The sequence below is a fragment of the Modestobacter marinus genome, from assembly GCF_011758655.1.
GTDB classification, from domain to species: domain Bacteria; phylum Actinomycetota; class Actinomycetes; order Mycobacteriales; family Geodermatophilaceae; genus Modestobacter; species Modestobacter marinus.
Genome location: NZ_JAAMPA010000001.1, coordinates 960,203 through 981,615, shown reverse-complemented (window position 1 = coordinate 981,615; position 21,413 = coordinate 960,203). Strand labels below are relative to the sequence as shown.

17 protein-coding genes are annotated in these 21,413 nt (G+C 75.3%); 9 read left to right on the top strand and 8 right to left on the bottom strand.

Going from position 1 to position 21,413, the window contains the following annotated elements:
- Positions 1 to 2: 2 nt before the first annotated feature.
- The 3 genes from FB380_RS04580 to FB380_RS04570 all read right to left on the bottom strand — a co-directional run bounded on the left by FB380_RS04580 (position 3) and on the right by FB380_RS04570 (position 2,676).
- A complete protein-coding gene (locus tag FB380_RS04580; RefSeq protein WP_166754041.1) occupies positions 3 to 956 on the bottom strand; it encodes an acetamidase/formamidase family protein in 954 nt (317 codons plus the stop codon).
- A gap of 50 nt (positions 957 to 1,006) precedes the next feature.
- On the bottom strand, positions 1,007 to 2,254 hold the full coding sequence (locus FB380_RS04575; protein WP_229681976.1) for a serine hydrolase domain-containing protein: 1,248 nt from the start codon (positions 2,252 to 2,254) through the stop codon (positions 1,007 to 1,009).
- A gap of 134 nt (positions 2,255 to 2,388) precedes the next feature.
- Entirely contained in the window at positions 2,389 to 2,676 is a 288-nt protein-coding gene (locus FB380_RS04570) for an HU family DNA-binding protein (RefSeq protein ID WP_166754040.1), read from the bottom strand.
- Between the two features lie 345 nt (positions 2,677 to 3,021).
- On the opposite strand from FB380_RS04570, the gene FB380_RS04565 reads away from it, so the two are divergent.
- A complete protein-coding gene (locus FB380_RS04565; protein ID WP_166754039.1) occupies positions 3,022 to 3,945 on the top strand; it encodes an aldo/keto reductase in 924 nt (307 codons plus the stop codon).
- A 99-nt stretch (positions 3,946 to 4,044) separates the two neighbouring features.
- Here FB380_RS04565 and FB380_RS04560 read toward each other — a convergent pair whose 3' ends face one another.
- Entirely contained in the window at positions 4,045 to 4,218 is a 174-nt protein-coding gene (locus FB380_RS04560; RefSeq protein WP_166754038.1) for a DUF1059 domain-containing protein, read from the bottom strand.
- 92 nt (positions 4,219 to 4,310) lie between these two features.
- A complete protein-coding gene (locus FB380_RS04555; RefSeq protein WP_166754037.1) occupies positions 4,311 to 5,402 on the bottom strand; it encodes an EAL domain-containing protein in 1,092 nt (363 codons plus the stop codon).
- A 195-nt stretch (positions 5,403 to 5,597) separates the two neighbouring features.
- On the opposite strand from FB380_RS04555, the gene FB380_RS04550 reads away from it, so the two are divergent.
- Entirely contained in the window at positions 5,598 to 8,423 is a 2,826-nt protein-coding gene (locus FB380_RS04550; RefSeq protein ID WP_229681975.1) for a SpoIIE family protein phosphatase, read from the top strand.
- A 119-nt stretch (positions 8,424 to 8,542) separates the two neighbouring features.
- On the opposite strand, the gene FB380_RS04545 is transcribed toward FB380_RS04550, so the two are convergent.
- Both FB380_RS04545 and FB380_RS04540 read right to left on the bottom strand, forming a co-directional pair.
- The gene (locus FB380_RS04545) at positions 8,543 to 10,585 is read right to left on the bottom strand and encodes an acyl-CoA dehydrogenase family protein (RefSeq protein WP_166754035.1); all 2,043 of its coding nucleotides are present in this window, start codon (positions 10,583 to 10,585) and stop codon (positions 8,543 to 8,545) included.
- Positions 10,582 to 11,286 (bottom strand): TetR family transcriptional regulator, encoded by a 705-nt coding sequence (locus FB380_RS04540; RefSeq protein WP_166756040.1) that lies wholly within the window; start codon positions 11,284 to 11,286, stop codon positions 10,582 to 10,584. Before FB380_RS04540 ends, FB380_RS04545 begins: the two co-directional genes overlap by 4 nt.
- Positions 11,287 to 11,391: 105 nt before the next feature.
- Between FB380_RS04540 and FB380_RS04535 the strand changes: the two genes are divergently transcribed.
- The 5 genes from FB380_RS04535 to FB380_RS04515 all read left to right on the top strand — a co-directional run bounded on the left by FB380_RS04535 (position 11,392) and on the right by FB380_RS04515 (position 16,074).
- Positions 11,392 to 12,675, top strand: a complete 1,284-nt coding sequence (locus FB380_RS04535) for an acetyl-CoA C-acetyltransferase (protein ID WP_166754034.1) — start codon at positions 11,392 to 11,394, stop codon at positions 12,673 to 12,675.
- Positions 12,676 to 12,781: 106 nt separating this feature from the next.
- Positions 12,782 to 14,137: a 3-oxoacyl-ACP reductase gene (locus FB380_RS04530; RefSeq protein WP_166754033.1), complete on the top strand. Its 1,356-nt coding sequence runs from the start codon at positions 12,782 to 12,784 to the stop codon at positions 14,135 to 14,137.
- A 1-nt stretch (position 14,138) separates the two neighbouring features.
- Entirely contained in the window at positions 14,139 to 14,993 is an 855-nt protein-coding gene (locus FB380_RS04525; RefSeq protein WP_166754032.1) for a MaoC family dehydratase, read from the top strand.
- 53 nt (positions 14,994 to 15,046) lie between these two features.
- Complete coding sequence (locus FB380_RS04520; RefSeq protein ID WP_229681974.1) at positions 15,047 to 15,916, top strand: class E sortase; 870 nt, start codon at positions 15,047 to 15,049, stop codon at positions 15,914 to 15,916.
- Positions 15,916 to 16,074: a hypothetical protein gene (locus FB380_RS04515; RefSeq protein WP_166754031.1), complete on the top strand. Its 159-nt coding sequence runs from the start codon at positions 15,916 to 15,918 to the stop codon at positions 16,072 to 16,074. The genes FB380_RS04520 and FB380_RS04515 overlap by 1 nt, the downstream gene beginning before the upstream one ends.
- A gap of 13 nt (positions 16,075 to 16,087) precedes the next feature.
- Here the strand turns inward: FB380_RS04515 and FB380_RS04510 are convergent, their stop codons facing one another.
- Positions 16,088 to 18,721, bottom strand: a complete 2,634-nt coding sequence (locus FB380_RS04510; RefSeq protein WP_166754030.1) for a phosphatase domain-containing protein — start codon at positions 18,719 to 18,721, stop codon at positions 16,088 to 16,090.
- 219 nt (positions 18,722 to 18,940) lie between these two features.
- Here FB380_RS04510 and FB380_RS04505 point away from each other — a divergent pair, with 219 nt between their 5' ends.
- Positions 18,941 to 20,344 carry a hemolysin family protein gene (locus tag FB380_RS04505; RefSeq protein WP_229681973.1) on the top strand — a complete coding sequence of 468 codons (1,404 nt, stop codon included), beginning with the start codon at positions 18,941 to 18,943 and terminating at the stop codon, positions 20,342 to 20,344.
- Positions 20,341 to 21,399 (top strand): hemolysin family protein, encoded by a 1,059-nt coding sequence (locus tag FB380_RS04500; protein WP_166754029.1) that lies wholly within the window; start codon positions 20,341 to 20,343, stop codon positions 21,397 to 21,399. Before FB380_RS04505 ends, FB380_RS04500 begins: the two co-directional genes overlap by 4 nt.
- Positions 21,400 to 21,413 lie beyond the last annotated feature (14 nt).

The following is a 21,413-nucleotide window of genomic DNA, read 5'->3' as shown; positions in this document are numbered from 1 at the left end:
GTTCAGCGGATGGCGCCCCAAGGGAGGACGGCGTGCACGCCGACGACCTGGTTGACCACCTGGGTGACCCGCAGGTCGACCGCGACACTCGCCAGGGCGAGGGCGTCGGAGCGGCCGATGCCGTGCAGCGCGGCCATGACGTCGAGCATCGCGTCCAGCGCGATCGCCATCGCCTCGTCCAGGTCGTCGGCCACGCCCATGGTCACCCAGCCGGCGGGGGTCCGGGCCACGGGTGTGGTGACCGGGGCGCCGAAGAGGTCCGGCAGCACGTCCAGGGTCAGGTCGACGGCGTCCATCGGGCACTCGATCGCCGTCCCGGCCACCTCGCCGTCCCCCTGCGCGGCGTGCCCGTCGCCGACCGACAGCAGGGCGCCGGGCACCGTCACCGGCAGGTAGAGCGTCGCGCCGGCGACCAGCTCGCGGCAGTCGATGTTCCCGCCGTGCCAGTACGGCGGGATCGTCGAGTGCTGGCCGGGCTCGGCCGGCGGCACGCCCATCACGCCGAGGAACGGCCGCAGCGCCACCGAGTGCCCGGCCTGGTTGCGGCCGATCCCGGCGGTGCCGTCCAGCGTCCAGCGGTGGACGACGGGCGCCGCGGTCACGCCCAGCCGCTCGTTCAGCGCGGTCGACCGCAGCCCGCAGTACGTCGTCCCGAAGGCACCCGGGACGACGTCGTCGATGCGGACGGCGAGCACCTGCCCCGGCATGGCGCCCTCGACGCAGACCGGGCCGGTGAGCGCGTGCCCGGCCGCCGGGTCGTGCGCCGGGTGCCGGGGCCGCTCGGCCAGGTCCGCCACGGTGTCCCCGCCGGTGTACGGCCCGGTCGACCAGCCGGAGTCCAGCGTGCCGATGCGCACCGTCGTCCCCGGCTGGACGGTCAGGGCCGGCGGGAGCGAGGGGTCCCAGTGCCCGTGCAGCGTGCGCTCGTCGGGCAAGAGGACGTGCCGGGGCTCCATGCCCCCATCCTGCCGGGGGGCAGAAATGGCCATTTCTGCCCCCCGGGGGATCAGAGCAGGGCCTGCTGGACCAGGGGGCGGAGGTGGCTGCGCACCGGCAGCGTGCTGGAGGGCAGCAGCTGCGTGTAGAAGGTGACCGTCAGGTCCTCCACCGGGTCGACGTAGAACTCCGTGGAGGCCGCCCCGCCCCAGCTGTACGTGCCCACGCTGGACACCCCGCCGTAGCGCACCGGGTCCAGCACCATGGAGAACCCCAGCCCGAAGCCGACGCCGCGCAGCGGGGTCTCGGCGTACAGCGGCCGGCCGGCGGACTCCAGGTCCGCACCGCCGGGGAGGTGGTTGCGCACCATGTGCGCCACGGTGCGGGACCCGAGAACCCGGCCGGCGTCCGGGTCGTCACTGACCGAACCGCCGCGGCGCAGCATCTCCACGAACCTCAGGTAGTCACCCGCCGTGGAGACCAGCCCGCCGCCGCCGGACAGGAAGGTGGGCTTGCGCAGCGCGGCCTGGGCGAACGGGGCCGGCAGCAGCGTCACCCCGGGCCCGTAGAGCTGGGCGAGGGAGTCGGCGTCGTCCTCGGGGCGCAGCCCGAAGGAGGTCTCGGTCATGCCCAGCGGCCCGAACACCCGCTCGGCGAACACCTCGTCCAGCGGCTTGCCGGCGACGACCTCGACCAGCCGGCCGAGCACGTCGGTGGAGACGCCGTAGTTCCACTCGGTGCCCGGCTGGAACAGCAGCGGCATCTCCGCGAACTGGCGCACCACCTCGGCCGAGTCCGCGCCGGGCGGCGTGCCCCACTCGTGGCCGCGCAGCCGGTACAGCCCGTCGACCGGGTGGGCGTGGTGGAAGCCGTAGGTGAGCCCGGAGGTGTGCGTCAGCAGGTGCCCCACCCGGATCGGCTCCAGCAGCGGCACGGTCACCGGCTTCTGCGCCGGGCCGGCGGTCCAGACCCGGGTCTCGGCGAACTCGGGCAGCCAGCGGCTGATCGGGTCGGTGAGCTCGAAGGCGCCCTCCTCGTACAGCGACATCGCCGCGACCGAGGTGACCGGCTTGGTCATCGAGTAGATCCGCCAGCGGGTGTCGTCGGTGACCGGGCGGCCGGCCTCGACGTCGCGCTGACCGTGCCGGCCGACGTGCACCAGCCGGCCGTGCCGGGCGACGGTGACCAGGAACCCGGGCAGCTGGCCCTCGTCGACGTAGCGGGCCAGCCGGTGGTCCAGGCGCTGCAGCCGGGCGGCGTCCAGCCCGACCTCCGCCGGGTCGGTGGTCACGGACAGGTCGGTCTGCACAGCCGTCACGCGGGCGCTCCGCTCGTCACGGGCCCCGCTCCCCGATGAGCGGCGCCCCCGCCGGGCATCCTGGCACGGGGTGCCAGGAGCGCGACGGGGGCGCCGGGGTGCTGCTCGGTGCGGCCCTGCGGGAGGGCCCGCGGTCAGGAGACCGGGACGGCGGCAGCGGCCTTCTTCAGGTTGGAGCCGGCGGTCACCTTGGCGGTGTGCGCAGCGGCGATCTCGATCGACTCGCCGGTCTGCGGGTTGCGGCCGGTGCGGGCCGAACGCTGCGAGCGCTCGACGGTCAGCAGGCCGGGGACGGCCACCTTGTCGCCCCGGGTGATGGCGTCGACGAGCTCCTCCTGGAGCCCGTTGAGCACCGAGTCGACGGTCGACGCCGGGACGTCGGCGCGCTTGGAGATGGCGGAGACGAGTTCGGCCTTGTTCATGGTGTTCCTCTCGCGTGGGTGGAGCAGCCCACCCCGGTGCGGGGTGGGCGCAGACGTGGTGTCGCGCCTGGTCGACCGGGCATCGCCCGGCCGTCCTGGTGGACCTCCGAGTCTCCACCGTGCCAACTCGCTGGACACAGGTGTGCAGCGGGGGCCCGGTGGGCGGATCTGGCCGACCCCGTCGTCGACCAGGAACGCCGGGCACGTTGCCATGCCGACCTGGGTGTTGGCGAGCCGGAAGCCCGGATTCCCGGGGTTTTCCTGCTCGCTGGTCACAACCGTCACGTCCCCGGGCCGCGTCGCCTCGGCGCGCGACGTCCCGTCGGCCGTCCTAGCGTTGGGGCCATGCCTCAGCTCCCCGGGACCGATCTGACCGTCAGCGACCTCTGCCTGGGTGGCAACGTCTTCGGCTGGACGGCGGACGAGCCGACGTCCTTCGCCCTGCTCGACCGCTTCCTCGACGCCGTCCCCAGCACCCAGTCGCCGTTCGTGGACACCGCCGAGATGTACGGCAACGGCGTCTCCGAGACGATCCTCGGCAACTGGATGGCCGAGCGCGGGGTGCGCGACCGGCTGGTCGTGGCCACCAAGGCCTCGCCAGGGGAGAAGGAGCACCCGCTGTCGGCCCCGGAGATCCGGGCGGCGGCCGAGCGTTCGCTGCGCAACCTGCAGGTCGACACCATCGACCTCTACTACGCGCACTACGACGACGAGACGACGCCGCTGGAGGAGACGCTCACCGCCTTCGACGAGCTGGTGCAGGCCGGCAAGGTCCGGTACGCGGCGGCGTCGAACTACTCGGCGAAGCGGCTGACCGAGGCGCTGGACACCGCCCAGCAGCTCGGCGTGACCGGGTACGTGGCGCTCCAGCCGCACTACAACCTGATGGAGCGCGAGGTCTACGAGGCCGAGCTGGCCGCCGTGGTGACCGAGCGCGGGCTGGGGTCGATGCCCTACTTCGGGCTGGCGCGCGGCTTCCTGACCGGCAAGTACCGGGCCGGGGAGACGATCGACTCGCCGCGGGCCAAGGGCGCGGCGAAGTACGTGGGGGAGAAGGGCGACCGGGTGCTGTCCGCGCTGGCCGAGGTGGCCGAGGCGCACTCCGTCACCGGTGCCGCGGTGGCGCTGCGCTGGCTGGCCGACTCCCCCGCGGTCACCGCGCCGATCGCCAGCGGCCGCTCGGTCGAGCAGCTGGCCGACCTGCTGCCGATGCTGGACCTGGTGCTCACCGACGACGAGCGGCAGCGCCTCACCGACGCCAGCGCGTGAACCGGGTGGGTCGCCGCAGGCGGCCCACCCGGTTCATCGGCCCTGCTGCAGGGGCCCGCGGCGCGCGGAGCGTGTCGCGGGGGGCAGCAGGGTCCTTCGTCAGACCGCGACCAGGTGGGCGCGGACCTGCTCGACGAGCTCGGGCGGGATGCTGCCCAGCCCGTGGTCGGTGGTCGCGTGCGCCGCGACCTGACCGAGGACGGCGTCCTCGTCGGGGCCGGTGAACGTCATGGTGCAGCCGGGGACGACGTCCCCGCAGGCGAATGCCTTCATGTGGGCTCCAGTGCGCTGGTGGTGCGGGGACCTGTCCGCCGGACGACGGTCAGGGGTGGTGCACCGGGGGCGGGGTCAGGGCCCCCGGGGGCTCAGTCGGTGGCGGCTGCCGACGCCAGGTCCTCGATCCGCAGCAGGCCGAGGACGGCTCCGCTGCGGTCGGTGCACAGCACCGGGTCGAACCGGTGCACGGGCGGGCGGGTGAGGGCGCGCTGCAGGGTCTCGGTGACCCCGGCCGAGGGGTGCACCCGCAGCGACACCGGCGCCCGGTACGGGGCACCGGTCCGCGGGTCGGCGAGCACCAGCTCGACGGGCACCTCGGCGCGGTCCAGCACGACGTAGGGCGGCGGGCCGTCGTCCCCGTCGAAGGCCTCCCGCCGGCGGACCGGGCGCAGCAGGCTGGCGACGCTCTCGGCCAGCTGGGCGCGGGCCACCTGGGTGCGGACCAGCTGGGTGACCTCGGGGGAGAGCGGGGCGAAGTGCGGTGCGGGGCGGCCGAACAGCCAGCCCTGGGCGAGCGGGACGCCGAGCCGGGCGAAGACGGCGAGCTCGCCCGCGGTCTCGACCCCCTCGGCGAGCAGCCAGGCGTCGATCCGGCTGGTGAAGGTGCCGACCATCTCGGCGAGCGCGGCCTTCACCGGGTCGGTGTCGGCGCCGGCGACCAGGGCCCGGTCGAGCTTGACCAGCTGCGGCCGGACCTCGGCGAGCTGCTGGAGCCCGGCGTAGCCGGAGCCGGCGTCGTCGATGGCGATGAGCGCGCCGCGACCCCGCAGTGCAGCGGTCTGCTCCCGCAGCGCCGCCAGGTCCGGGGTGGGCATGTGCTCGGTCAGCTCGACGACCACCCGGCGCAGCGTGGCCGGCTGGGCGAGGGCGGCGGCGACCGGCGCGGTGCCCAGCAGGTGTGGGCTGACGTTGACGGTCAGGAAGGTGTTGGGCGGCAGGTCGGGCAGGGCGGCGAGCGCCTTGCGCAGGGCGAGCGCCTCGAGCTCGGCACCCAGGCCCGCCTCGGCGGCGGCGGCGAACCACACGTCCGGTGCGGCGGTGCCGGGGAACCGCGCGAGCGCCTCGTAGCCGGCGACCGAGGCCGAGGCCAGGTCGACGATCGGCTGGAAGACGACGGTCAGGTCCTCCTCACCCGCGAGCAGCGGGCGGCAGTCCCAGCGGTCCGGGAGGGTCGACGTCACCTCCTCTGGATCGGCCGCGCCGCCCCGCAGCTTGAGACCGGCCCCACCCCGGCGGGGGACACCGCTCCGTGCCGTCGGTGCCGGGCCCGGTCGGCCTGGCGTGCCAGCATGAGCGGAGCGCGCCCAGCCGGGCGTGTCGACGACCATCGGCACCCGCGTCCGGCCCGCCGGCGCCAGCAGGGAAGGATCCCAGCCGTGCCCGCTCCGAGCACGCCTGCCGAACCCGACCCGCTGGCCGACCCGGCCCGCATCGCGGTGGTCCGCCGGTTGCTCGTCGAGCTGCCCGGGAGCGCCCCCTTCGACCGGCTGGCCCGCCTGGCCACCCGGCTGCTGGCGGTCCCGACGGCGCAGGTGGTGCTGCTCACCGACGTCGCGGTGCGGGTGGGGGGCTCCGGCCGGCCGATCGTGCTGGGGTCGGCCACGCCCCTGGACGAGGTGCCGGGCAGCGTCGCTGCGCGCCTGCGGGCACCGCTGGTGGTGCCCGGCGCCGCCACCGACCCCCGGGTCGCCGGCCTGCCGGCCGTGCTCTCCGGTGAGGTCCGCGCCTGCCTGTCCCTCCCGCTGGTGCTCTCCGCCGGGGACGTGGTGGGCGCGCTGACCCTGCTCTCCCCGGAGCCCCGGGCCTGGGCCGAGGACGACGTCGCCCTCGCCGGTGAGGTCGCGGCCACCGTCGTGACCGAGCTGGAGCTGGTCGCCGCCACGCTCGCGGTGCGCAGCTCGCTGGGCCGTCTGGAGCTCACCCTGGCGGCCAGCGAGGTCGGCAGCTGGGAACGGGACCTGCGCACCGGGACGACCTCCTGGGACGAGCGCAACGCGGCGATCTTCGGTCTCCGGGGCCCGGTCGAGCTCGACGGCGACGAGGTGATGGCCCAGCGGATCCACCCCGACGACCACGCGGCGGTCGCGCAGGCGATGCAGACCGCGCTCGCCGGCAGCGGGGAGTTCGTCGTCGAGATGCGGGTCCTGCGGGCCGACGGCGAGGTGCGCTGGACGGTCTCCCGTGGCCGGGTGGTGCGGGACCAGGCGGGCCGGCCGGTGCGCCTGCTGGGCACCACCGTCGACGTCACCGAGGCCCGGCGGCAGGCGCAGCTCCGGCTGGCCGCGGTCCAGCGCGCCGCCGTCATCGCCGAGGTCGCCGCCGCGCTGGCCAACGCCGACCGGATGACGGACCTGGCGGAGGCGGCGCTGCGAGGAGCGGCGGTGCTGGGCGCCGACGCCAGCGCGCTGGCCGTCTTCGACGGCGGCCACGGGCCGCTGCGGCTGCACATGACCCGCCGGCTGGTCGACGCGGTCGAGGCGGGCGCCGACGTCGTCCTCTCCGGGGAGGGGGTGGAGCTGCCGCTCGACGACGCGCTGCCGACCCAGTTCGTGGCCAGGCACGGCGAGCCGGTGCTGCTGACCGACCGGGCGGCGGCCGTGGCCCGGTTCCCGCGGATGGCCGAGGTGGGGGAGCTGGTCGGGGTGCGGGCGCTGGCCGCGCTGCCGGTGCGGCTGGAGGGCCGGGTGCTGGGCAGCTTCGTGGCGGTGTGGGGCGAGGACCACGTCTTCACCCCGGAGGACGTCGAGCTGCTCGGTGCGCTCACGGCCCAGATCGGCCTCAGCGTCTCCCGGTTGCACGCCGATGCCCAGCGGGACGCCGCGGTCGCGGAGATGGCCGCGGCCAACGCCCGGCTGGAGCTGCTGGCCGAGACCGGGCGGGTGCTCTCCGGGACGATGGAGATCACCGAGCAGCTGGGCCGGCTGGCCGAGCTCGTGGTGCCGGCGCTCGGTGACTGGTGCTGGGTCGTCGTCACCGACGAGCACGGCCGGATGCGCCAGCTCGCCTCGGCGCACCGGGACCGCGCGAGGTCGGCGGAGCTGGCCGACTACGTGCGCGCGATGGTCGGCGGGATGACCGAGCACGCCGCCGCCCGGGTGGTCACCCGCACCGGGCGGCCGCTGCGGGTGCCCGGCCTGGACGCCGCCTACATCGCGCGGGCGCTGCCGGACCCGGTGGCCCGCGAGCAGCTGGCGCGGCTGCACCCGGACTCCGGCATCGTCGTCCCCCTGGTCAGCCGGGGACGGACGCTGGGGGCGCTGGGGCTCTACGTCAGCGTCGAGCGGGGGCGGCACAGCGACGCGGAGCTGGACACCGCGCTGGAGCTGGGACGACGCGCCGGGGTGGCCCTGCAGCAGGCCCGGCTGTTCGGTCAGCAGCGGCAGCTGGCGGAGACGCTGCAGCGGAGCATGCTAACCGCGCCACCCGCGCCGGACCACTGCGAGATCGCCGTCCGGTACGTGCCGGCCGCGGCCGGGGCCGAGGTCGGCGGTGACTGGTACGACGCGTTCGTCCAGCCCGACGGGGCGACCATGCTGGTGATCGGGGACGTCGTCGGGCACGACAGCCGGGCCGCGGCGGCGATGGGCCAGCTGCGCGGGCTGCTGCGCGGGATCGGGCACCACACCGGCGGCACCCCGGCCGAGGTGCTCACCGGCCTGGACCGGGCCAGCACCGGCCTGGACCTCGACGTCATGGCCACCGCCCTGGTCGCCCGGCTGGAACAGGACGACCCGGAGCTGTCGGCCGCGCAGACCCGGGTGCGCTGGGCCACCGCCGGGCACCCGCCGCCGGTGCTGATGAGCGCGGACGGCGAGGTGACGGTGCTCGACGGCGTCGACCCGGACCTGCTGCTGGGGGTGGAGCCGGGCACCGCACGCAACGACCGGGTCGCGGTCATCGGCCGCGGGGGCACCCTGCTGCTCTACACCGACGGCCTGGTCGAGCGGCGCGACCGGGACCTGGACGCCGGCGTCGCCGAGCTGTGCCGGGTGCTGGCCGGGCTCACCGACGTGCCGCTGCAGCAGCTGTGTGACCGGCTGCTGGAGCGGATGTACCTGCCCGACACCGAGGACGACGTCGCGTTGCTGGCCGTCCGGCTGCACCCGCAGGACCGGCCGCGGCCGGCCGAGGCCGGCCCGCAGCGGGTCCCGCCGGGCATCGCGCCGTCCCCGGACGTGCACCCGGAGGCCGGCGCCGGCTGACACCCCACCCGAGCCACCACAGAAATGGCCATTTCGGTGATCCTCCAGCCGTCCGAGGGGGACCACCAAAATGGCCATTTTGGTGGTCCTCGTGCCAGGTGTCGCGGGAACGGCTCCGGCTACTGGGCGGGGGCCATCTCCAGGTCGGTCGCGGTGGCCTCCTGCTGCGGCTGTGCCCCGGCGGACCGCAGGGCGGCGTCGTGCGCGGCCATCGTCTCCTGGCGGCCGGGCTCCTCGGCCACGATCGCGCAGTTGAGCCACGACTCGGGGATGGCGAAGCCGTCGACCAGGGTGCGCATGTGCGGGCGCAGCTCCTTGAGCAGGTCGTTCACCGCACCGGTCAGCGCCTTGGCCCGGGTGGGGGTGAGCCGGCCGTGCTCGAGGAACCAGCCCTTGTCGGCCTCGATGGTGCTCAGCGCGTAGAGGTCGCAGACCCGCGCCAGCAGCGCCCGCGCGGCCGGGTCCGGGGTGCGCTCGATGCCGGCGACGAACGCCTCCAGCACCACCCGGTCGATGTGCGCCTCGGCCGCGGCCAGCACGTGGTCCTGCACGTCGTTGAAGATGTCGAACGGCCGGTCCTTCTTGACCGCGGCGCCGCCGCGCAGCCGCCGGATCGCGCTCTCCAGGAGGTGCTTCTCGCGGTCCTCGAAGGTGGCCAGCTGCCAGCCCCGGTCGAGCATCGAGACGTCCTCGTCCCGCCCGGGGACGGCGTCGACCAGCCGCTGGATCAGCCCGCGGGCCGCCGTCCGCTCCAGCACCGTCTCGCGCACCTGCTCGGCGACGAAGGCGGCCCGGCCCCAGCCGTCCAGCGAGCCGAAGGCGTCCCGGTAGCCGGTGAGCAGCCCCTTGGCGACCAGCTGCATGAGCACGGTGTTGTCGCCCTCGAACGTGGTGAAGACGTCGGTGTCGGCCTTGAGCGTGGGCAGCCGGTTCTCCGCCAGGTAGCCGGCCCCGCCGCAGGCCTCCCGGCACAGCTGGATCGTCCGGGTGGCGTGCCAGGTGCTCACGGCCTTGATCCCGGCCGCCCGGGACTCCAGCTCGCGCTGCGCCGCCTCGTCGACGTCGGCCGCCCCCAGGACGTCGTGCATCGTCGAGGTCAGCTCCTCCTGGGCGAAGCTGAGGGCGTAGGTCTTCGCCAGCGCGGGCAGCAGCTTGCGCTGGTGCACCAGGTAGTCGTTGATGACGACCTCGCGGTCCTCGCCGGGGGCGGAGAACTGGCGGCGGGTGTCGCCGTAGCGGACGGCGATCTCCAGGGCCACCTTCGTCGCCGCCCCGGCCGAGCCGCCGACGCTGACCCGCCCGCGCACCAGGGTGCCGAGCATGGTGAAGAAGCGCCGGGTCTCGTTCTCGATCGAGCTGGTGTACGTGCCGTCGGCGGCGACCTGGCCGTAGCGGTCGAGCAGCATGTCGCGCGGCACGGCGACGTGGTCGAAGGTCAGCCGCCCGTTGTCCACCCCGAGCAGCCCGGCCTTGGGGCCGTCGTCGCCGATCGTGACGCCGGGCACCGGTGCGCCGTCGGCGTCCCGGATGGGCACGAGGAAAGCGTGCACGCCCCGCCCCTCCCCCTGGGTGACCAGCTGGGCGAAGACGACGGCCATCCGGCCGTCCTTCGCCGCGTTGCCGATGTAGTCCTTGCGGGCGGCCTCGTGCGGGGTGTGCAGGTCGAAGGTCTGCGTGGCCGGGTCGTAGGTGCAGGTCGTGCGCAGCTGCTGGACGTCGGAGCCGTGGCCGGTCTCGGTCATCGCGAAGCAGCCGGGCAGCGCGAAGCCCATGATGTCGGGCAGGTACCGGTCGTGCTGGCGCTTCGTGCCCAGCGCCTGCACCGCGCCGCCGAACAGTCCCCACTGCACCCCGGCCTTGACCATCAGGGACAGGTCGGCCTGGGCGAGCATCTCGATGGCGGTCACCGAGCCGCCGGCGTCGTCGGCGCCGCCGTACTCGACGGGGAAGCCGAGGGAGACGCGGCCGGTGGCGGCCAGCTCCGCGGCCAGGGCGGTGACCCGCTCGCGCGCCTCGGCCATCGACTCGCCGTACACCGGTGCCCAGCGGGGGTCGTCGAGCTGCTCGCGGCTGTCCCGGCGGACGTGGGCCCAGCGGCCGTCGAGGACCTCGGTGAGCCGGGCGGGGTCGACCGGCGTCAGGGGGGTGGGAGTGCTGGTCATGCTTCCTCCATCGGACTCGCGGGGGCCGGGGTTGAGGGGCCGGGGTGCGTGGGCTCGGGGGTCACGACGCCGCGCAACCCCGTCCACGCCAGGTCGGTGAGGTGGGTCGCCAGGTCGGCGCGGGGCATCGGGCGGTCGGCGCGCAGCCACCAGTCGGCGGCGGCCCGGACCAGGCCGATGACGCCGTGGCCCCAGGGGGCGGCCGCGGCGGTGTCCTGCCCGGCGTGGGTCAGCGCGGCGGCGACCAGTGCGCCGACCTCGTCGCCGACCAGGTCGGACAGGCTGCTGATCGGGTCCGTGCCGTCGGCGACCAGGTCCCCCGGGCGGTCGGTCAGGGCGTGGGAGACGACGAACCGGTAGACCTCCGGGTCGGCCTCGATGAAGGCCAGGTAGGTCTCCACGGCCGCGGTGACCATCTGCCGGGGGTGGGCGCTGCTGCCCATCGCCTCGCGCAGCTTGCGGGTGAGCTGGTCGGCCACCCGGGCGCAGACGGCGACGTAGAGCTCGCTCCGGTCGGCGAAGTGCCGGTAGACGACGGTCTTGCTGGTGCCGGCCGCGGCGGCGATCTCCTCCATGCCGACGCCCGCGCCGTGCCTGCCGACCGCGGCGAGGGTGGCGTCGACCAGCTGCTCGCGGCGCGCGCGGCGGTGCTCGTCCCACCGCGAGTCCCGCCGGTCACGCGGGCCGGCCGCCGTCTCCATGTTCACGACACCGACGGTACCTGATACTCTCGGTACCCGGCACTGACCGCGTCACCCCTCCACCAAAATGGCCATTTTGGTGGTGACCAGCTCCTGGAGGCCCCCATGGCACCGCAGACCCGGAAGGCCGCGATCGTCGGCGGCAACCGCATCCCGTTCGCCCGCTCCAACGGCGCGTACGCGCGGGCCAGCAACCAGGACATGCTCACCGCGACCCTCGACGGGCTCGTCGCCCGCTTCGGGCTGCAGGGTCAGCAGGTGGGGGAGGTGGTCGCCGGCGCCGTCCTCAAGCACGCCCGCGACTTCAACCTGACCCGGGAGAGCGTGCTGGGCTCCCGGCTGTCGGCCGCGACGCCGGCCTACGACGTGCAGCAGGCCTGTGGCACCGGGCTGGAGGCCGCCGTCCTGGTCGCCAACAAGATCGCCCTGGGGCAGCTCGAGTCCGGCATCGCCGGGGGCGTGGACACCACCTCCGACGCGCCGATGGCGCTGAACGAGGACATGCGCCGGGCCCTGCTGGCGGTCAACAGCGCGAAGACCCTGCAGCAGCGGCTCAAGGCGCTGGCCGGCATCCGGCCCGGCCAGCTGGTCCCGGAGATCCCGCGCAACGCCGAGCCGCGCACCGGCCTGGCCATGGGCGACCACGCGGCGATCACCGCCGCGGAGTGGGAGATCGGCCGGGAGGAGCAGGACGAGCTGACCGTCCGCTCGCACCAGGCCCTCGCCGCGGCCTACGACCGTGGCTTCTTCGACGACCTGGTGACGCCGTTCCTCGGCCTCACCCGCGACCAGAACCTGCGGCCGGACACCTCGGTGGAGAAGCTGGCGAAGCTGAAGCCGGTGTTCGGGCAGGGCGAGGGTGCCACGATGACAGCGGGCAACTCGACCCCGCTGACCGACGGCGCCTCCGCCGTCCTGCTCGCCTCGGACGAGTGGGCCGCCGAGCACGACCTGCCGGTGCTCGCCCACCTGGTCGACGCGCAGACCGCCGCGGTCGACTACGTGCACGGCGGCGAGGGGCTGCTGATGGCCCCGGCGTACGCGGTGCCGGTGCTGCTGGCCCGCAACGGCCTGAGCCTGCAGGACTTCGACTTCTACGAGGTCCACGAGGCGTTCGCCTCCACGGTGCTCGCGACGCTCAAGGCCTGGGAGAACCCGGCGTTCTGCAAGGAGAAGCTCGGGCTGGACGCCCCGCTGGGCTCGATCGACCCGGCGAAGCTGAACGTGCACGGCTCGTCGCTGGCGGCCGGGCACCCGTTCGCCGCGACCGGCGGCCGGATCGTCGCGACGCTGGCCAAGACGCTGCACGAGGCGGGCCCGGGCAAGCGCGGCCTGATCTCCATCTGCGCCGCCGGTGGCCAGGGCGTCGTCGCGATCCTCGAGTCCTGATCCCCCGGCTCCCGGGTCCGGGCCGCCCGTCACCCGGGTCGACCCGGCCCACCTGACGTCGAGCCGCTCGACCCGACCTCCACGTACCACGGAAGGACGACCACACGTGAGCGACTGGTACCGCGACTTCGCCAACTCCGGCGTCGGCACGACCATCACCAAGCAGCTGGGCCTGCCCCGGCCGGCGCAGCTGCGCCGGTACGAGCCCGGGCAGCCGCTGCTCCCGGGCCCGGCGGTGGTCGGCTCGGCCGGTGAGGGCCGGCTGCGCGAGGAGGTCACCGGGCTGCTGCGCGACGCCGGTGTGACCGTCGTGTCCCCCGTCGCCGCCGACGGCTCGGCCGACGGGGAGCGGCTGGCGGCGGTGCTGCTCGACGCCACCGGGCTGACCGGCCCGGCCGACCTGGCCGCCGCGCACGACTTCCTCGCCCCGGCGCTGAAGCGGCTGCGGCCGTCCGGCCGGGTGCTGGTGCTCGCCGACCCGCCCGCGGAGACGTCGTCCCCGGCCCAGGCGGCTGCCCGGCAGGCGCTGGAGGGGCTGGTCCGCTCACTCGCCAAGGAGCTGCGCGGCGGGTCGACGGCGAACCTGGTGCACGTGCCCCTCGGCGCGGAGGGCTCGCTGGCCAGCCCGCTGCGGTTCTTCCTCTCCGGCCGGTCGGCCTACGTCGACGGCCAGGTGCTCGCGGTCACGGCCGCCGACCTGCCCGCCGGCGCCGACGACGAGCGGCCGCTGGCGGGCAAGGTCGCCGTCGTGACCGGTGCCGCCCGCGGCATCGGTGCGGCCATCGCCCGGGTGCTGGCCCGCGACGGCGCCCACGTGGTCGCCGTCGACGTGCCGGCGGCCGGCGAGCAGCTGGCCGAGGTCGCCAACGAGGTCGGCGGGACGGCGGTGGCCCTGGACATCACCGGCGCCGACGCCGGCCAACGGCTGGCCGCCCAGCTGGTGGCCCGGCACGGCGGGGTGGACGTCGTCGTGCACAACGCCGGCATCACCCGGGACAAGCTGCTGGTCAACATGGACGCCGCCCGCTGGAACTCGGTGATGGCGGTGAACCTGCAGGCCCAGCTGGACCTCACCCAGGCGCTGCTGACCACCGAGGGGGCGCTCAAGCCCGACGCCCGGGTGGTCTGCGTCAGCTCGCAGTCCGGGATCGCCGGCAACCGCGGGCAGACCAACTACGCCGCGTCCAAGGCCGGGATCATCGGCATGGTGCGCAGCTGGGCGCCGGAGTTCGCCGAGCGCGGGGCCACGATCAACGCCGTCGCGCCGGGCTTCATCGTCACCGAGATGACCGCGAAGATGCCGCTGGGCACCCGCGAGGTCGGTGCCCGGCTCAACTCGCTGCAGCAGGGTGGGCTGCCGGTCGACGTCGCCGAGACGATCGCCTGGCTGGCCCAGCCGGGCAGCGCCGGGGTCAACGGCCAGGTCGTCCGGGTCTGCGGCCAGTCGCTGCTGGGGGCCTGACGTGACCCGCACGGTGCTCGACACCCCGCCGGCGATGCCGGCGCTGTTCGCCCGGGCCGCGCTCACCGCGCGCGGCCGGGGCGGCGCCCTGCCCGACACCCGGCTGGCCCGGCTCGGCGTCGAGGTCGACCCGGCGCACCTGGCGGCCTACGCCCGGGTCTGCCGGTTCCCGCTCGCCGACACCCTGCCGGTGACCTACCCGCACCTGGTCGCCTTCCCGCTGCAGGTGGCGCTGATGACCGACCGGGGGTTCCCGCTCGCGCTGCCCGGCCTGGTGCACGTGCGCAACCGGGTCGAGCAGCTGCGGCCGATCGGCGCCGGCGAGGCGCTGGACGTCGAGGTGTGGGCCGACCGGTTCGCCGCCCACGTGCGCGGGGCGACCGTCGACCTCTGCGCCTCGGTCTCCGCGGCCGGGGCGGAGGTCTGGCGCAGCCGGTCGACGTACCTGGCCCGCGGGGCCACGGCGCCCGAGGGCGCGCCGGACGCCGACGTCCAGGTGTCGGTCGGGGCGCTGGACCGGGTCGCCGCGCAGTGGCGGGTGCCCGCCGACGCCGGCCGCCGGTACGCCGCGGTGTCCGGGGACGTGAACCCGATCCACCTCAGCGGGGTCACCGCCAAGGCGTTCGGCTTCAAGCGGGCGATCGCGCACGGCATGTGGGTGAAGGCCCGCACCCTGGCGGCGCTGACCGGCCGGCTGCCCGACGCCCTGGCGGTGGACGTGGCGTTCCGCAAGCCGCTGCTGCTGCCGGGCACGGTCACGCTGTCGACCGAGCAGGCCGACGGGGGCTGGGACGTCGCCGTCCGCAACGCCAAGGCGGGCACCGAGCACCTGCTCGGCACGATCCGTCCGTCCTGAGCTCCCGCGCGGCGCGCGGTCACGGAGCGCTGCTCACCTAGCATCGCCCCGTCATGGACACGCAGCCGATGCAGCAGGTGAGCCCGGGTCGAGCGCTGCCGGCTCTGTCGGAGGAGCCGAGCCCCCTGTGGACGCAGCTCGACCAGGACCCGGGGCCCCGGTCCGGGGAGCGCACGCGGGAGCCGCTCTGGCAGGTGCTGACCCGCGGAGCCGGCGAGCTGATGGTGACCGTGGGCCTGGTCCTGCTGCTGTTCGTCGTCTACGAGGTCTACGTCACCGACCTGCTCAACGACCGCCGGCAGGACCAGCTGACCGAGGAGATCCGCGACGTCTGGGCGGACGCCCCGGCGCCCACGGCGGCGCTGCCGGTGCTGGTCGAGCCCGCCGTCGGCGAGCCGATCGCGGTGCTGCACGTCCCCCGGCTGGGGTCGGACTACCAGCAGGTCGTCCTGCAGGGAACCGACGAGACCCAGCTGTCCCAGGGCCCGGGCCACTACGTCGGGACGGCGATGCCCGGGCAGCCCGGCAACCTGGCGCTGGCCGGGCACCGGGTGGGCAAGGGGTCGCCCTTCATGGACCTCGACCGGCTGCGGCCCGGGGACCCGATCGTGGTGGAGACCGCGGACGCGTGGTTCGTGTACCGGGTGCTCGGCGACCCGGCCACCGGCGACTTCACCACCGACCCCAGCGGGGTCCCGGGCCAGCAGATCGTCCAGCCGGCCGACGTCGACGTCATCGCCCCGACGCCGGGGGCTGCGGGTGCGGCGCCGTCGGGCACGTACCTGACCCTGACCACCTGCCACCCGAAGTACTCCGCGCGGCAGCGGCTGATCGTGCACGCGGACCTGGACGGCGCCCCGGTCGCCAAGGCCGAGGCGCCCGACGGCCCGCCGGCGCTGCTCGAGGGCGGAGAGGACTCCTGATGTACGGCTGGATCTGGCGGACCCTCCCGGGCGGGCGGACGAGCAAGGCGCTGCTGTCGCTGCTGCTGGCGCTCGCCGTCTGCGCGCTGCTGCTGCTGGTCGTCTTCCCCTGGGTCGAGCCGATGCTCCCGTTCAACGACGTGACCATCGACCAGTGACCCGGGCCGGCGGTCACATGCTGCGGCGCACCTTGAGCCGGGGCGGGCGGCCGTCGGGGTCGATGGACCAGCGGTAGAGCGGGGCGGCCAGCAGTCGCTCCCACAGCGGCGGGCGCTCGACGGCGTGCCTGCGCAGCCGGCCGGGAGGGCGGGCCCCGCGGCGCCCGCCGGTGTGCCAGGCGTCCAGGGCGGCGGCGCTGCGCTGCACCGCCGCGACGGCCTCCGCCGGGTCGAGCAGGTCGTCGTCGTCGCCGTCGAGCCGGCCGAGGTGCTCGCGCATCAGCTGCAGCCGCAGCTCCCGGGCGAACCGGCGGGCGCCGTCCCCGTGCCCGCCCGGGTCGGTCGGCTCCCGCGGGTCGCGCTCGCTGTCCACCACGGCCGCGGTCAGCTCCGAGTCGTGGGTCCAGGACCGGCGGTTGAAGTTGTCGCTGCCGACCGTGGCCCAGACGTCGTCGACGACGCAGACCTTGGCGTGCACGTACACCGGCGCGCCCTCCGCGTTCTCCACGTCGAAGACCTGCACCCGGTCCCCGCCGGCCTCCCGCACCATGTCCAGGGCCCGGGACTGCCCGACGGCCGCGGGCAGGATGCTCACCGGGCTGTCCTTGTCCGGGTGCCGGGGGACGACGACGATAAGGTGCAGCCGGGGCCGCGCGCGGAGCGCCTCGGCGAAGACCCGGGCGACGTCGGTGGACCACATGTACTGGTCCTCCACGTAGACCAGCCGCTCGGCGCGGGCCAGCGCCTTGGCGTAGCCGCGGGCCACGCTGCGCTCGCCGTCCGGGGCGAACGGGTACCCGGGCCAGCGGTTGGGGTAGGTGCGCAGCAGCTGCACCGCGCACGACCCCTCGCCGGGCGGCGCCGGCCGGACCTCGGGCAGCGACGACGGCGCCCGGTCCTGGCCGCGGAGCAGGTCGGGGAGCACGTGCCAGGGCATCCGGCTCAGTGCCGCGGGGTCCTCCCAGCGCTCCCGGAAGACGGCCTCGACCTCGCGGACGACCGGCCCGCGCAGCTCGACCTGGACGTCGTGCCACGCCGGGGTGTCGCCGTAGGCGTCGGCGAACGGTCGCGCCTGGGGGTCGCCGTCGTGCGCGGCGTCGTCCCGGCGGCTGTGCGCCACGTCGATCCCGCCGACGAAGGCGACGTCGTCGGCCGGGCGGTCCCGGTGCCGGACGACGACGAACTTCTGGTGGTGGCTGCCCATCGGCCGGACCCGCTGGTCGAGCAGGACCTCGCCACCGGTCTCGTTGACGTCCATGGAGAGGTCGCGGTTCTGCTCGGCGGAAAAGGCCATCGACTCCATGTGCGACCGCCAGATCAGCCCCTTGACCAGGGCGCCGCGGCGGACGGCGTCCGACAGCGCCCTGCCCACGGTCAGGCCGTCGCTGGTGAGCAGCTCGTCGGTGTCGCCCCGCCAGCCGGCGAGGAAGACCACGTCGCCGCGCCCGGCGCCGGCCAGCGCCTCGGCCAGGGCGGGGAAGTAGCTGCGGCCGTGCACGACCGGGCGCACCTGGTTGCCCTCGGTCCAGGGGCGGAGCCGGGTCGCGTCGTTGCCGCGCTCGGCGGCGGAGAGGAACCAGGCCTCGAGGCCGGCCGGGGCTGCGGGGGGCAGGTCGAGGACGGGGTCCAGCCGGGCGGCCAGTGCGGCGCCGTCCGGAGCCCGGACGACCGGCACGCCGTCGGCGTCGTCGGTCCGCTCCTCGTCACCGCCCGGCAGGACCTGCCGCAGCGCGATGGCCTCCACCCGGTCGGGGTGTCGGCGGGCGAAGTCGCGGTAGATCTCCGGGTCGTGCTCGCCGTCGTCGCCGACGAGCACCCAGCGGATCCCGGGCAGGTCAGCGGACAGCCGCTCCAGCGCGCCCCGCTTGTGGGCCCGGCCGTCCCGGAACCAGGCGCGCGGGGTGATGCCCCAGTCGGTCATCAGCAGCGCCCCGGCCGGGAACCGGTTCCGGTGCAGGAACCGGGCCACCGGGCCGGCCAGGTTCCACGGCCCGTTGCTCAGGTAGACCACCGGGGCGTGCGGATGGTCCTGGACCAGCCGGGTCAGCAGCAGCGCCATGCCCGGCACCACGGTGCGGCCGCTGCTGGACCGGCCGAAGGTGCGCCACGCGGCCCGCAGCGGGTGGCGCAGTCCGGTCACCCAGACGGTGTCGTCGACGTCGCAGACCACCCCGCGGCGCGCGTCCGGCCCGGCGACGTGCACGGTGGCCCGGGCCGGCTCGCGCCCGGGCACGAGGAACTCGACCTGCGCCGGCCCCGGGGGGAGCTCCACGTCGAGGGTGACGTCGACGAGCCCGGCGGCATCGGACCGGGCCCGCCGCCGCACGCCGCCCAGCGCGAGCTCCACGTCGCCGCCGGGCTCCTCGAGGGTGAGGAAGCGGCGCCAGCCCGGGATGTCCCGCCGGGCTCCGGGATCGGTGCCGACCGGCGCCAGCAGCAGCCGGCCCAGCACCCGCGCCCGGCCGCCGGCGCCGTAGCCGGGGAAGGTCAGCGCCGCCGGGTGCCAGCCGCGGCGCCGGGCCACCCGGGCGAGCTGGTCGCGCAGGCCGTTCTCCGCCCGGTACGCGATACGGATCCAGCGGCTGGGGGCGCCGTCGGCCGGGTCAGCGGCCGCACCGGTCTCATCGCGGCGGGTCTGTCCGGTCATCCTGGCGTCTCCGTACGTGATCGGCGCGTCCCCCGGCCGTGTCCGGCGGAGCCTGACGCGAGCCGGGGCGGGCGGGTCCTCAGTCCTACCGTGGAACCAGTCGGTCCGCTCGGGCGTTCAGTCCGGGAGCGGTGGAGCGCAGTGCGGACGCCGGACGGACGACGAACAGGGGACCACGGTGGACACGCGCTGCCCAGGGCTGCGCCATGACCGCACTCGGTGGGGACGCCGGTGATCGAGTGGTTGCTGCTCCTGGCCGCCGTCCTCCTCGTCGCCGCCAACGCGGTGTTCGTCGCGGCCGAGTTCTCCCTGATTGCCGCCGACCGGGTCACCCTGGAACGTGAGGCGGCGGGCGGCGACCGCCGGGCGGCGAGCGTGGTGACGGCGATGCGCTCGCTGTCCACCCAGCTCTCCGGCGCCCAGCTGGGCATCACCGTGACCAGCCTGGTCGTCGGGTTCATCGCCGAGCCGTCGCTGGCCACGCTGCTGCGTGGGCCACTCGGGCTGACCGGGCTGGGCGACGGGGCGGTGACCGCGATCTCCGTCGGGCTCGCACTCGCCGTCGCCACCGGGGTGCAGATGGTCTTCGGCGAGCTCGTCCCGAAGAACTGGGCGATCGCCGAGCCCACCCGGGTGGGCAAGTTCGTCGCCGGGCCGCAGCGGGCCTTCACCCGCGCGACCCGACCGTTGATCACCTTTCTGAACGGGTCGGCGAACCGGCTCCTGCGGTCGATGGGCATCACCCCGACCGAGGAGCTCGCCTCCGCGCGGGCCCCGCAGGAGCTGGCGTCGCTGGTCAACCGGTCGGGGCAGGCCGGGACGCTGGACGTCGGCACGGCCGACCTCGTCGCCCGGTCCATCCAGTTCGGCGAGCGGACGGCGGCCGACGTGATGACCCCCCGCCCGCGGGTGCACTTCCTCCGCGCCGACCAGCCGGTCGCCGACCTGCTGGAGCTGGCCGCGTCCAGCGGGCACGCGCGTTTCCCGGTCGAGGGCGAGGGCGTCGACGACGTCGTCGGGGTGGTGCACTTCAAGCACGCGATGGCGGTGCCGGCGGCACAGCGGGCGACCCGCACGGTGGGCGAGGTGATGGTGCCGGTGCGCGCGGTGCCGGAGACCGTCGAGCTCGACCCGCTGCTGGAGACGCTTCGGGAGCCGGGGCTGCAGGTGGCCGTGGTGGTCGACGAGTACGGCGGCACCGCCGGCATCGTGACCCTGGAGGACCTCATCGAGGAGATCGTCGGCGAGATCGACGACGAGCAGGACGCCCCCGTGCACCGGCAGCGCCAGGCACCGGACGGGTCGTGGGTGCTCTCCGGTCTGCTGCGGCCCGACGAGGCGGGGGACGCCGTCGGGCTGGAGCTGCCCGAGGGCGAGGGGACGGACACGCTCGGCGGGCTGCTGACCGAGCGGCTGGGCCGGCTGCCGCGGGTCGGCGACCGCGTCGTCCTGCCGGCCCGCGACGTCGCCCACCCGGATGCCGACGGCGTCCCTGTGCCGACCGAGGTGGCGGTGACGGTGACCCGGCTGGACGGCCACCGGGTCGACCGGGTGCGGATGCGGCGCACCGGGGGCGCGACCGCGGCCTCGGCACGACCGGACGAGACGGAGGCCGCCCGATGAGCGACACCGTGGCCATCGTGCTGGCGGTGGCCCTGCTGGCCGGCAACGCGTTCTTCGTGGGCGCCGAGTTCGCGCTGGTCTCCGCGCGGCGGACCCAGATCGAGCCGCGCGCGGCCGAGGGCGTGCGCGGTGCCCGGACGACGCTGAAGGCCATCGAGAACGTCTCGCTGATGATGGCCGGCGCGCAGCTGGGCATCACGGTCTGCTCGCTGGGGCTGGGCGCCGTGGGCGAGCCGGCGGTGGCGCACCTGCTCGAGGGCCCCTTCGCCGCGGCCGGGTTGCCCGAGGCGCTGGTGCACCCGGTGGCGTTCGCCCTCGCGCTCGCCGTCGTCGTCTTCCTGCACATGGTGCTGGGCGAGATGGTGCCCAAGAACATCTCCCTGGCCGGGCCGGAACGGTCCGCACTGCTCCTCGGGCCGGCGCTGTACTGGGTCGTCCGGGGCCTGCACCCGCTGATCTGGCTGCTGAACCAGGTGGCGAACCTGGTGTTGCGGGCGCTGCGGGTGACGCCGCAGGACGAGGTCAGCTCGACGTTCACCCGGGACCAGGTGACCGGCCTGATCGGCGAGTCGCATCGCGAGGGGCTGCTGGACGAGCGGGAGCACCAGCTGCTGACCGGCGCGCTGCAGTTCGACGAGCAGCGGACCGCCGACGTGGCGATCCCGACGGCGGACCTGGTCACCGTGCCGTCCCGGATCACCGTGGGCGAGCTCGAGCAGGTGTGCGCGGCCACCGGCTACTCCCGCTTCCCGGTGGTGGACGGCGACGGCGACCTCGAGGGCTACGTGCACCTCAAGGACTTCCTCGCCGTCCCGGTGGCGGAGCGGGACTCCCCGGTCGACCCGGCGCTCGTCCGGCCCCTGGCCGGGGCGACGACCGACCAGGGGCTGCGGGACGTGCTGGCCACCATGCAGCGGGAGGGTGCGCACCTGGCGGTCGTCCGCGACGCCGGCAGCGGACGCACCGTCGGCGTCGTCGCCCTGGAGGACGTGCTGGAGGAGCTGGTCGGCGAGGTGCGCGACGCCGCCCAGACGGTGGCGGCCGGCCGCCGATAGCGGGTCCCGCAGCC

Bases quoted from the DNA above. Each gene is read 5' to 3' on its own strand.
- FB380_RS04520 (WP_229681974.1), top strand. From the start codon at position 15,047: ATGGACACGCAGCCGATGCAGCAGGTGAGCCCGGGTCGAGCGCTGCCG.
- FB380_RS04565 (WP_166754039.1), top strand. From the start codon at position 3,022: ATGCCTCAGCTCCCCGGGACCGATCTGACCGTCAGCGACCTCTGCCTG.
- FB380_RS04560 (WP_166754038.1), bottom strand. From the start codon at position 4,218: ATGAAGGCATTCGCCTGCGGGGACGTCGTCCCCGGCTGCACCATGACG.
- FB380_RS04545 (WP_166754035.1), bottom strand. From the start codon at position 10,585: ATGACCAGCACTCCCACCCCCCTGACGCCGGTCGACCCCGCCCGGCTC.
- FB380_RS04580 (WP_166754041.1), bottom strand. From the start codon at position 956: ATGGAGCCCCGGCACGTCCTCTTGCCCGACGAGCGCACGCTGCACGGG.
- FB380_RS04500 (WP_166754029.1), top strand. From the start codon at position 20,341: ATGAGCGACACCGTGGCCATCGTGCTGGCGGTGGCCCTGCTGGCCGGC.
- FB380_RS04570 (WP_166754040.1), bottom strand. From the start codon at position 2,676: ATGAACAAGGCCGAACTCGTCTCCGCCATCTCCAAGCGCGCCGACGTC.
- FB380_RS04510 (WP_166754030.1), bottom strand. From the start codon at position 18,721: ATGACCGGACAGACCCGCCGCGATGAGACCGGTGCGGCCGCTGACCCG.
- FB380_RS04535 (WP_166754034.1), top strand. From the start codon at position 11,392: ATGGCACCGCAGACCCGGAAGGCCGCGATCGTCGGCGGCAACCGCATC.
- FB380_RS04515 (WP_166754031.1), top strand. From the start codon at position 15,916: ATGTACGGCTGGATCTGGCGGACCCTCCCGGGCGGGCGGACGAGCAAG.
- FB380_RS04540 (WP_166756040.1), bottom strand. From the start codon at position 11,286: ATGGAGACGGCGGCCGGCCCGCGTGACCGGCGGGACTCGCGGTGGGAC.